The sequence below is a fragment of the Streptomyces sp. NPDC057428 genome, assembly GCF_042803195.1.
GTDB lineage: Bacteria > Actinomycetota > Actinomycetes > Streptomycetales > Streptomycetaceae > Streptomyces.
The window spans coordinates 55,955-66,384 of record NZ_JBHVCT010000032.1 but is presented as its reverse complement, the minus strand read 5'-3'; the positions used below and the strand labels follow the sequence as shown (position 1 = coordinate 66,384).

Annotated in this window: 11 protein-coding genes and 4 pseudogenes; 12 read left to right on the top strand and 3 right to left on the bottom strand. The window is 68.5% G+C overall.

All coding sequences use genetic code 11. The features are described from left to right. Positions 1 to 153 precede the first annotated feature (153 nt). Together ACFU5K_RS15490 and ACFU5K_RS15485 are read left to right on the top strand one after the other, a co-directional pair. Positions 154 to 723 (top strand): SMI1/KNR4 family protein, encoded by a 570-nt coding sequence (locus ACFU5K_RS15490; protein ID WP_384061158.1) that lies wholly within the window; start codon positions 154 to 156, stop codon positions 721 to 723. Positions 724 to 918: 195 nt separating this feature from the next. Next, positions 919 to 1,197: pseudogene (locus tag ACFU5K_RS15485) on the top strand (IS5/IS1182 family transposase); the annotation flags it as partial. On the opposite strand, the pseudogene ACFU5K_RS15480 reads toward ACFU5K_RS15485, so the two are convergent. Beyond that, a pseudogene (locus ACFU5K_RS15480) lies at positions 1,164 to 1,309 on the bottom strand (IS4 family transposase); the annotation flags it as partial. The pseudogenes ACFU5K_RS15485 and ACFU5K_RS15480 sit on opposite strands and share 34 nt — an antisense overlap. Here ACFU5K_RS15480 and ACFU5K_RS15475 point away from each other — a divergent pair. Both ACFU5K_RS15475 and ACFU5K_RS15470 read left to right on the top strand, forming a co-directional pair. Next, entirely contained in the window at positions 1,306 to 1,674 is a 369-nt protein-coding gene (locus ACFU5K_RS15475) for a response regulator (protein WP_384061155.1), read from the top strand. The pseudogene ACFU5K_RS15480 and the gene ACFU5K_RS15475 sit on opposite strands and share 4 nt — an antisense overlap. 35 nt (positions 1,675 to 1,709) lie before the next feature. Then, positions 1,710 to 2,015 (top strand): annotated as a pseudogene (locus ACFU5K_RS15470) (D-alanyl-D-alanine carboxypeptidase); the annotation flags it as partial. A gap of 97 nt (positions 2,016 to 2,112) precedes the next feature. On the opposite strand, the gene ACFU5K_RS15465 reads toward ACFU5K_RS15470, so the two are convergent. Then, the gene (locus ACFU5K_RS15465; RefSeq protein WP_384061152.1) at positions 2,113 to 3,024 is read right to left on the bottom strand and encodes a cupin domain-containing protein; all 912 of its coding nucleotides are present in this window, start codon (positions 3,022 to 3,024) and stop codon (positions 2,113 to 2,115) included. A 145-nt stretch (positions 3,025 to 3,169) separates the two neighbouring features. On the opposite strand from ACFU5K_RS15465, the gene ACFU5K_RS15460 reads away from it, so the two are divergent. The 8 genes and pseudogenes from ACFU5K_RS15460 to ACFU5K_RS15425 all read left to right on the top strand — a co-directional run bounded on the left by ACFU5K_RS15460 (position 3,170) and on the right by ACFU5K_RS15425 (position 9,797). Continuing rightward, the gene (locus tag ACFU5K_RS15460) at positions 3,170 to 4,129 is read left to right on the top strand and encodes an SDR family NAD(P)-dependent oxidoreductase (RefSeq protein ID WP_384061149.1); all 960 of its coding nucleotides are present in this window, start codon (positions 3,170 to 3,172) and stop codon (positions 4,127 to 4,129) included. A gap of 298 nt (positions 4,130 to 4,427) precedes the next feature. Continuing rightward, positions 4,428 to 5,117, top strand: coding sequence for an alpha/beta hydrolase (locus tag ACFU5K_RS15455; RefSeq protein ID WP_384061146.1), 690 nt, complete (start codon positions 4,428 to 4,430; stop codon positions 5,115 to 5,117). Between the two features lie 232 nt (positions 5,118 to 5,349). Then, complete coding sequence (locus ACFU5K_RS15450) at positions 5,350 to 5,691, top strand: hypothetical protein (RefSeq protein ID WP_384061143.1); 342 nt, start codon at positions 5,350 to 5,352, stop codon at positions 5,689 to 5,691. An 852-nt stretch (positions 5,692 to 6,543) separates the two neighbouring features. Further along, positions 6,544 to 6,891 (top strand): hypothetical protein, encoded by a 348-nt coding sequence (locus ACFU5K_RS15445; protein ID WP_384061140.1) that lies wholly within the window; start codon positions 6,544 to 6,546, stop codon positions 6,889 to 6,891. A gap of 173 nt (positions 6,892 to 7,064) precedes the next feature. Continuing rightward, on the top strand, positions 7,065 to 8,096 hold the full coding sequence (locus tag ACFU5K_RS15440) for a hypothetical protein (RefSeq protein ID WP_384061137.1): 1,032 nt from the start codon (positions 7,065 to 7,067) through the stop codon (positions 8,094 to 8,096). A 230-nt stretch (positions 8,097 to 8,326) separates the two neighbouring features. Continuing rightward, a complete protein-coding gene (locus ACFU5K_RS15435; protein WP_384061134.1) occupies positions 8,327 to 8,518 on the top strand; it encodes a hypothetical protein in 192 nt (63 codons plus the stop codon). Between the two features lie 258 nt (positions 8,519 to 8,776). Further along, positions 8,777 to 9,594: pseudogene (locus ACFU5K_RS15430) on the top strand (helix-turn-helix domain-containing protein). Then, on the top strand, positions 9,591 to 9,797 hold the full coding sequence (locus ACFU5K_RS15425) for a DUF397 domain-containing protein (protein ID WP_384061132.1): 207 nt from the start codon (positions 9,591 to 9,593) through the stop codon (positions 9,795 to 9,797). Before ACFU5K_RS15430 ends, ACFU5K_RS15425 begins: the two are co-directional and overlap by 4 nt. An 85-nt stretch (positions 9,798 to 9,882) precedes the next feature. Here the strand turns inward: ACFU5K_RS15425 and ACFU5K_RS15420 are convergent, their stop codons facing one another. Next, complete coding sequence (locus ACFU5K_RS15420; protein ID WP_384061129.1) at positions 9,883 to 10,377, bottom strand: hypothetical protein; 495 nt, start codon at positions 10,375 to 10,377, stop codon at positions 9,883 to 9,885. Between the last annotated feature and the right edge of the window lie 53 nt (positions 10,378 to 10,430).

The following is a 10,430-nucleotide window of genomic DNA, read 5'->3' as shown; positions in this document are numbered from 1 at the left end:
GCTTCCGTAACCGCGCCAACCAGCGGCTCCGATCACGTTGTGCAACCACCCGGCGGAGCCGACGGGAAGCACACCCCCACTAAATTCGAAGACCCGATAACCCCCCGCAGCGACGGGGTCGTTGGGGCATTCATGCAGGGAGAGCAGTAGGTAATGAGTGTGGTGGAGAACTGGTCCCGCGTGATGCATCTTCTTCGACAACACGCCCCGGCCGATCACGCGGATCTGCCTGGTCCCGCTACGGAACAGATGCTCGTGGCCACCGAGGAGCGGATGGGTATCCCCCTCCCTCAGGACCTGCGGGCGTGGCTGCTGCAGAACAATCTGGATCTTCCTGAGGAAGATGTGGACGACGGTGTGGCATGTTGCGGATTCGCCGGGTTCCCGGATGAGGGAAGCTTCTTTCTGGGAATCCGGGCGATGGGGAATCTATATGCGAACCGCTCCAGGTCCGGCGGATTCGACCCTCCGGACCAGCCGGACAATCCGTTCTGGCGTAATGAGTGGATCCCGTTCCTGTCGGATCACGACGGCTGGATGGGATTGTTCATCGACGTGCGGGACGGGCGTATCGGCAGGTGGTTCGTGGGTGAGATCACGACCACGGGCGAGTACGAATCGCTGGCTCACTACTTCGACTCCGTGGCGGAGAAGCTGACGAAGATCGCCGATAAGAGCCATCCGGTCTGTGAGGTCGTGGAAGGGCGACTCGTCTGGTCGTGAAACAAACATGCTCCCCGGATATCCAATGAGCTGTTCCCAGTAACCGTCGGCCACCGTCCGTGAGCACGAGGCGCGTCGCGCGGTCCGCTGTATCCCCAAGTCCGGTCAGGCGTGCGGCCCCTGGTAGGAACGATCTTGCGACAGAAAGATCCGGCCGAGGGGCCTTACGTGCCGACCAGTGTCACATACACCGCCGTGCTCGATGTGAAGCGGTCCACCGCCGAGCATCTGGCCGGCCTCCTGCGCGACCACCGGATCGCGGCCAGGACCCGCAAGGGGCGGCGGGCGCTGGGCTGCTTCAAGCAGGCCGTACTCGTGCTGCGCTGGTTCCTCGACGGCACTCGACTGGCCCAACTCGCCTGTGACAACGGGGTGTCCACCTCCACCGCATACCGCTACCTCCACGAAGGACTGACCGTGCTGGCGGCCGGGGCTCCGGCCGCCAATGCCACCAGGCGGGCCTGCGGAAACGCGGACCGCTCCCCCTACTGGAAGCGGGCCGACCGAAGAACTCCGCGTTGGCTGTCGTGTCTGCCACGTCCAGACACGTCCCGTCGATCGCCACCAGACGACGCCAAGGCCATGTACATCAACATCGTCGTCGACGACGACCCCGGATTCCGCCGCATCGCCACGATGCTGCTGACGGCACGGGGGCTGCGGGTCGTGGCAGAGTCCGGGGACGGTGCCTCGGCTCTGGACGCGGTGCGGGCACACCGCCCCCACCGGCTGTTACTCGATCTGCACTTGCCCGACCTGGACGGACTGACCGTGGCCCGCCGGCTGGCCGAGTTGGACCACCCACCGCGGATCGTGCTGACCTCGACCGACGGATCGTTGTGGTCGCAGGAGGAACTGGAGAGCGCGGGCATCGAGTGCTTCGTCGCCAAGGACAGGTTGTTCGACGCCGATCTGCGAGGCATGTTCGCCGCCTCCGGTGCTTGTGACTGAGGACATGTCGCCCGAGATGGCACTGGGAGCTGTTGACCGAGCCCCGCAACACGCACACCCGCGGCTCCGTTCTCGAGGGTCTGCCGGTCGCCGGTGAGGCCGGCGCCACGCTGGGCCCGGAGTGGGGGCGCTTCGACGACCCGAACTCCGAGTGCGCCGTCGGCAAGGTCCGCGCGAAGACCGGCACTCTCACCGGAGCCGTCGCGTTGAGCGGTCTGACGCAGACCGACGACGGGGAGTGGAGGGTCTTCTCCTCCATCCAGAACGGCTCGACGGCCACCCCGAACGACATCAGGGACGCCATGGTCGGCCTCGCCGCGACCGTCAACGGCTGCTACGCCCGAAACCCGCACCTCGCGAAGTCCGGCCGTCGGCACACCCCGTACGCCCCACCGCTGCGGCGGGATGCCGACGGCCTCGATGCACCGTGGGCCATGGTCAGCGGTGCCCGTGTCTGCGGTAGTCCCGCGGAGACACACCGGTGACCCGTTTGAAGGCCGTACTCAAGGCGCTCTCGGAGCCGTACCCGACCGCGTGGGCGATGGCCGCGACGGGTTCGCCGCCCTGGAGGAGCCGTTTCGCGGCGAGCTCGATGCGCCACGCCGTGAGATAGTCCAACGGCCCCCGGCCGACGGCCGTCTTGAAACGCGCGGCCAGGGTCGAGCGTGACACCGAGGCGCGCTGCGCCAGCTCGGCCACGGTCCACGGGCGCGCCGGGTCCTCGTGCATGGACGCCAGCGCCGCCGCGACCGCCGGATCGCCAAGCCCCCCGAGCCAGCCCGACGCGGTGGACGGCCGCCCTGACAGGTAGAGCCGCAGAACGTGGACGAGCATCACGACCGCGAGGTGCCGGGCCACCAGCGTGGCGCCCATGCCGCGCTGCCGCAGCTCCCGGTCGATCGCGTCGAGTGCCCACCGTACGGTCTCCGCCTGCCCGGTCCCCGTGGGGACGTGGATGACCGGCGGCAGATTGTCGAGCAGCAGCTCCTGCGCCCGCGATCCGAACGAGAACCGTCCCCCGACGAGGAGGACGTCCTCGCCCTCGCCCGCGCGCGCGACTCCGTCTTCGGCCGCCGCGAAGACGGGGCCCGCGTCCACCGGTTCCACCCCGGGGCCGCTGCGGAGCGTGAAGCCGCGCCGTCGGGTCAGGAGAAAGCAGTCGCCCTCCGCCAGCACGAGTGGCTCCGGTTCCCCCTCCACGTCGAGGAGACACCTACCACGCCGTACGGAGTTGAACTTCACACCTGAGGGTGGAGAGAACCGGACACACCAGTCACCTCCCGCCACCAGACTCGTCGACAGGTGGCTCCGGGTGTCCAACAGGGCCAGGACATCCTCGAGGGGGTCCACATGTGCTCCTCTCCCGACCGGTCGCTCACCCCGTCCGTGGTCGGACGCGCGAGCAAGTAATAGCGACGGACAATGATAGAAGGTCCAGCACCACGAGCGTACGGTAGGACCCGAACACCCTCCTCCCCCCGACCGGAGACACCACGTGACCCCGCATGCCCGCCTGACCACGCCCTTCTCCTCCCACGCCACCACAGCCGAGGTGATCGCCGGAACCGACCTCCACGGCAGGCGCGTCATCGTCACCGGCGGGGCCAGCGGCCTCGGTGCCGAAACCGTACGCTCGCTGGCCTCGGCCGGGGCCGAGGTCACCGTGGCGACCCGCCGCCCGGACACCGCGGAGCCGCTGGCGCGTGAGATGGACGCCCTGCCCGGAGCGGGACGTGTCCGGATCGCCGCCCTCGACCTGGCCGACCTGCACTCGGTCGACGCGTTCGCACGGGACTGGAAAGGACCGCTCGACGTTCTCGTCGCCAACGCAGGCGTCATGGCGCTGCCCACCCGCACACTCAGCGTGGACGGCTGGGAGATGCAGCTCGCCGTCAACTTCCTCGGTCACTACGCCCTGGCCGAGGCGCTGCGCCCGGCCCTGCGCGCCGCGGGCACCGCGCGTCTGGTTGTCGTCAGCTCCGGGGCACACCGGACGGTGCCCTTCGACTTCCACGACCCCCACTTCGCCCGTCGCCCCTACGATCCGTGGACGGCCTACGGGCAGTCCAAGACCGCCGACGTGCTCCTGGCCGTGGGCGCCGCACACCGCTGGGCCGACGACGGCATCACCGCCAACGCGCTCGCCCCCGGCTACATCCTCACCGACCTTCAGCGTCACCTCGACCGGGACACCCTGCGCTCCTTCGGTGTGGTCCACGATGAGGACGGGGTGACCACACCCGCGTATTTCAAGACACCCGCGCAAGGTGCCGCCACCTCGGTCCTGCTGGCGGCGTCCCCCCTGGTCACGGGGGTGACGGGCCGATACTTCGAGGACAACGAGGAGGCCCGGCCGATACAGGCGGGGGAGGGCGGGGTCGCCGCCCACGCCCTCGACCCCGAGGCCGCCGAACGCCTGTGGACCCTCGCCCGATCCACGGTCCGGGCCCACTGACCCGAAGTGGGGAGTGAGGGAGAGGGAGAGGACCCGACGGCCGGCCGAGCGCCGTCGCCGTGGGGGCGGGGATGAGGGTGCTCGTCACACGTGTGCGACCGGGTCCGGACGCCCGCTCAACAACCCCGGACGTCGGAGCATGGCACACACGGGCGCCCCCTCCTACGCTTGCGGTGAGTGTGCCGCCGCCGGAGACCGGCACCTGCCGCCAAGCGGCCAGGAGCGAGCCCCCCGGGGCCGCGGCGAAGCACGCCGTCACCTCCCCCTCTTTCACCCTCTCCCACGCGAAGGCCGATCCATGACTGCTCCGTCCTCCGACACGCCTGACATCCTGCTCGTCCACGGTGCCTGGCACGGCGCCTGGTGCTGGGAACTGCTGGTCCCCGAACTCACCGCGCTCGGCTGGCGGGTGGAGACCGTGGACCTGCCGAGCGCCTCGGCCGATCCCAGCAACACGGCGGGCATGTACGACGACGCACGGGCAGTCCGACGCAGGCTGGACGCGGCCGAGGGCCCCGTCACCGTCCTGGCGCACTCGTACGCGGGCCTGCCCGTCACGGAGGCCGCCGCCGGCGCCGACGTCAACCGCCTCGTCTACCTCGCGGCCTTCCAGCTGGACGTGGGGGACTCACTGGCCGGCATCGCCGGAGGCGAACTCCCCAGCGGCGAAACGGGCACCCTTCCCGCCCACGAGGACCCGCGCACCCACCTCTACGCGGACGTCACGGACGAGATCGCGAGCCGAGCCGCAGACCGGCTGGTCCTCCAGACGGTCAAGTCCTTCAGCGAGCCCCTCACGACCGCCGCCTGGAAGACCGTGCCGTCCAGCTACGTCGTCTGCGAGCAGGACCGGGCGATAGACCCCGAGTTCCAGAAGGTCATGGCGACCCGCTCCGAACGCTCGTACACACTGCCGACCGGTCACTCCCCCTTCTACTCCGCCCCCGGAGAACTCGCCCGCCTGATCACCGCCGACGCCGGCCTCTGACCCCGGTGGCCCGGGCCGGGTGTCAGGGGCGTACCCGAGAAACATGTGCGCGATGGCGAGCGGGTGTGGACCTGGCATGCTGGTGTTCTACCGAGAGGAGGCGGTGGGCTGGTTCGCAGGGAGGAAGCCGTACTCACGCCACACCCGTCTCTGGTGTACGCCGAGGAGAGCGACGGCCCGACGTGCCGTGTAGGCACGTCTGAGATCGCTGCGCCAGGCGGTCGCCGCCGCCGTGCAGGTTCTGGCCGGCGCCTCGGGCAGCGGCCGGGCGGACCAGGACGACGCGGTACTGCTGGGTCAGGGCCGGGCGTCCGCGATGACCGGCCGGGCGCTGGCCACCAGGGTGGTCCCCGCTCTGCCCGGCCTTGCCGACAGGCTCGGCGCCGCCGGCAGCCGGATTCTCGACGTCGGTACCGGCATCGCGGCACTGGTGCTCGTCCTGGCCCAGGAGTTCCTTCGTGCCGAGGTCGTGGGCATCGACACCCTGCACCGCGCGCTGGGGCCGGCCCGTGAGGAACTGGCGGCCGCCGAACCGGACGTCGTGGGCAGGGCGCGGTGGCCGGCCGGAACCTGAAGTCGCTGAGTGTCTCCGCCTCCTAGTACTGCAACCGCATCTGCTGTGACAGGTGCTGGATTGGCTCGTTGTTCCGACTGTGCGATGAATCGTTGACGGTTGAGCAGGTCGAGTCGTGGTCCGAGGGGATAGCCGGGTTCCATGCCCGGTTCGCCCACCGTTTCGGCAGGTCGGAGCCCCGCGAGCGGGCGTCGGACTACCTGAACGGGTTGCTCGCGCCGCTTGAGAAGAAGAACGGGTGGGTGCGCCACGAGGCGCCATGTGACCGGGTGGGGGTGCGAGACCTCCACCGCCGGGCCGTCGCAGCGGCCGGGTAGAAGCTGAGGGCAGTCTGATCCGGGGAACGCCGGGGAGGATGGGAAGCAGCCCTGACAACGCCGAGACGGTGCGGTACTGCCAGACGCGCCGGGTTCGGCAAGCAAGGCCAGAAGGCGTACGAAGAGGAACCCGTGTAAAGCCCCGTAAGTCTTGTCATCGGGCTCAAATCTGGCGGATATGGGCCCGGGAAGCAGTGCGTGACCACACGTTTCGGCGGGTGGTCCCTTCGAAGCCGGTCTCCAACTGCCGGTGGGAAGGGCACGCTGAAAGCCTGCGGCGTAGGCGTGGTGAAGCTGCCGGGGTAGTAGCGGGACGCCGACCTGGCCGATCGGCACATGGTGAACGTGGGAACCACCTGTGGTCGCACTTCTCCTCCGGACAGCCGGTCCGGCGATGGAGGGCAGGCCCGTTGCCGGCTGAGGTCCGCAGGTGGGGCGGAGGCCCCGTAGTAGTCCGAGCGGAGGAAAGCTCCGTGCATGACGAAGGGGGCCAGCAAGTCGGCGGGGAGGATGCTGCAATGCCGGGAGGCCGCTGGTGAATACCGACGCGCTGGAGTTCGCGCTGCTCAAGGCCGAACGCCGGGTACTGGAGATGCAGACCAAGCTGCACTGTTGGGCGACCGACGACCGTGGTCGCCGGTTTGATGACCTGTTCAATCTCGTTGCCGATCCCGCGTTTTTGCTGGTCGCGTGGGGTCGGGTGCGGGGCAACAGGGGTGCTCGTTCGGCCGGGCTGGACGGGCAGACGGCCCGCTCCGTGGAGGACGGGCAAGGCGTCGGGGTATTCCTCGACGAGGTGAGGCGGCCCCGCTGGTGTGGACACTCTGACAATGGATCAATGACACTGAGGTCTTCTCGGCGACCTGACGGTTGCAGTGCGTGACGGCCCACTGGACGGCAGCATGGTAACCCGGCGTCAGGCATGAATGAAGCCTGGTAGGAAAAGGCCTGCGAAGATCACGTTCCCGAGCACCAGAGGCTTCCGCCGGCGGGGACGGACGGGCAGGCGGGCAAGGCATGATCGAATCTCTGGGGATTCGATGGCGGGGGTGTGGTGTGAGGGATTGGCAGACCGATCCGGCGTTCGAGATGTGCCGGGCGCTGGTGAACGGAGCGGATCTGGCCTCGTTCGCGGGAGGCGCGTTCGATGTGCGGGCGGTGGTGGCCGGCATCCAGTCCGGGGCCCACAGCGGGTTGCTTCTCGACGCCGTTCCGTGGGGGAATTTCCCTCACGGGAACGATGCCCGGAAGGCCGTTCACCTGCTGCACACCGGCGAGGACCCAGCAAGCCACGCGACGGGCGTGCTGGGGGGCCTGTGTGCCAACGACAGCCGGGCCGCCGTCGCCCTCACCGTACCGTTCCTGATCCCCATCGCCACCGATTCCCGCCACCCACACCGTGCCGCCGCCCTCGGCGTACTCTCCAGCCCGGCCCGCGCACAGTACTTCGGTGTCGCCTCCCGCGATGAACTCCTGCTCCACCGCATCGATCCTCGGCGTCACGCCCCCGACGACTACGACGACTACGGCGTCGAGGTGACCGGCTACCCGGCAGGATGGTCGGTGGCCGCCGCCCGAGCCGCGATCACCGCCGGAGCACCCGTGCTCCTGCCCCTTCTCAACGACTCCGACCCCGCCATCCGCATCGACGCCGCCTACGCTCTCGCCACCGCCGCCGACCCCGACCACACGGTCCGAACCGACCTTGCCATCAGGTTCGCCATGGAGCATGACGCCGTAGTCCGTGCCGCCCTGCTCCTCGCCGCCGCGGAGATCACCCGGGCCCACGCAGATCCGCCGACCGTCTGGTGGCTCCGGGAGCGGTGGCAAGATTGGACAGAGGCCCCCGAAGTCCGCCTGGCTGCCGCGATCGGCTGGCTCTGCCTCACGGACGAACCCGCCCCCGAGGACCTCCACCAGACCATCAACACTTTCGCCACAGACGAACGCGCGCATGCCATGGACGCCCTGCCGTGGATGAACGCCGCCGCCGGATCCGGTGAGCCGGGACTCCGGCGCTGTATTCGCTGCATGCTCCACCCCCAAGAGTCCGAACCCTCGGACGACCCCTGGGCCTCCTGGCCTTGAGCGCCCGGCCTGGGCCCCGTTTGTGTATCGAAGTTCCAGGCACGGTGCTCGGTCACATCTCGCGGGACCTACCAGCAAGGCCCACGTTCACAGGGAGTAGTCACACCACAGAAGTTGGACCAGAACCTTCTCAGGCTCTGGCACAACTTCTGTGGAGTGCACACATTGAGTGACGCACGCAGTCTTCTGCAGGCTTCTGCCGCATGATCTACTCCCGGCAGGAGGGGATCATGAACGGGTTGGTGGCGTTGCTGAAGCGGACCTGGGTTGACTGGACTGTCTTCGTCTCCATGGTGGTGCTGGCTTTGAGATGCCGGAGCCCGTTCCTGGTCGTCTTCTTCACGGTGGCGGCGATTGTGGCGGCGGTCTTCGGTGTCCGCAAGACCCTGCAGGCAGTAAGGCCGGATAGATCCGAGCCGTAGCGTGCTGTAACGCCTCGCAGGGTGAGATCACAGAAGTTGTACCAGAGCCCGTTCTCATGGACAAAGCCAGGGGTGACGCCGAACACCTTTTGCCGGCCCATCCCTTGGTGCGACTGACAGCGCACCGGCCTGTACGGGCGCTGTACGGGTTCGGGGACGCGGCAATAGCCTCTGCGGTTGAACCATGCCCAGCCGTAGTGCGGTGGCCGGAAGAGCGTGAGGGCAGTGCGGGAGACGGGCAACGGGCGCGCGACGAGGATGAAGACGAAGGAGGACAGCGAGCTGCCGGGGGTGTGGGTGGCTTACGGGACGCTGCTCCAGCACCTGCGCAAACGGGCCGGGTTGAACCAGCAGGCCTTGGGTGAAGCCATCGGGTACTCGCTGGAACAGGTCGCGTCGGTCAAGCAGGGGCGACGAGCGGCGAGGACGACGTTCACGGTGGCGGCGGAGCGGGTGTTGGGCGCGGGTGGGGTGCTGGAGGCCCTTCAGGGCGAGGTGGACCGGGCGAAGCTCCCCCGCTTCTTCCGTAACTTCGCGCTCATCGAGGCGGAGGTGCTGAGCCGGTTCTCGTACGACCCGCTGCTGGTACCGGGGCTGTTGCAGACGGAGGCGTACGCGCGAGCGGTGTTCGCCGGCCACTGCCCGCCGTTCAGCGAGGAGATCGTCGACCAGCACGCGGAGGCCCGGCTGGGGCGTCAGCGGCTGCTGACGCGGGACCCGTTGGCGGAGCTGTCGTTCATTGTCGGGGAGGAGGCGTTGCGTGACCCGGTGGGTGGGACGGAGGTCATGCAAGGCCAGTGGGAACGTCTGCTGGCGGTGGGCAGGTTGCGCAATGTGGAAGTGCAGGTAATGCCTGCGGGGCAGGGCTTCCACCCGGGTAAGAACGGTCCCTTCGCACTGTGCAGACGAAGGAGCACCAACACCTCGGATACTTCGAGTCGCAGGGCGCCGGGTGCACTGTGAGCGATCCGGCTGAGGTCAGTTCCTTCGGGTTGCGATATGGCAAGCTGCGATCGCAGGCGCTGAACGTCGAGGAGTCTGCACGGCTCATCGAACGGCTGGTGGGAGAGACATGAGCGTGAAGCAGGTAACCCAGAGCACGGACGAGCTGCGCTGGTTCAAGAGCAGCTACAGCGGATCTGACGGCGGCGACTGCGTGGAGGTGGCTGCCGGTCACGGTGCTGTGTGCGTACGTGACTCGAAGGTCGCGGGCGGCGGACCGGTACTGCGGGTCGGCCGGGGCGAGTGGGCCGCGTTCGTGTCGCTCGCGCGGGGATAACGCCGACGAGGCTCCTGAACGGAAACGATGGGCTCGTCCGCATCACGTGGAGTGATACGGACGAGCCCGTCGTCATGCGGAAGGCCTAGAACAGGGCGCCCTCAGCCCCCTCACCCAAATCCGAGCCACCGCGTGCAGCCAACTGCTCCTTGCGTTTGCGGATGGCGTCGGCTGAGGGCTTCGGCATGTCCGGGTGCTTGACCGGCTTCTTGTGCAGACCGAGGTGGACCTCGTAGGCGTACGCCTGGTGGTTCAGCTGGCGCAGCCGGTCGATGATCTCGGTCCGGGCGAGCAGGCCGATGGTGTAGCGGATGCCCTGGTCCGTCTCGTGGAAGCCATGGTCGAGCGGGAAGGTCTCGTGGGTCGGGTCCGCGTGCGGGGTCTGCCCTGAGTCGTCCAGGAGGTCGAACCAACCGTAGGCCTCGACGGTGGCGCGGTCGATCTCCTGGTGTATGCGGCGGAGTTCGGCGATGTCTCCGTCCTGGCAGTCGGGGTTGTGGACGAGGTTGTAGGTGGCGGTGAGGCCCACGCTGCGGGCCAGCATGAGGTCGCGGCGGTAAGTGTCGGGCTGGGTGCCCATTGCCTGGTGTCGTCCGTGTGCGAGGCGTCGTACACCCATGTTCCCAAGCCTCC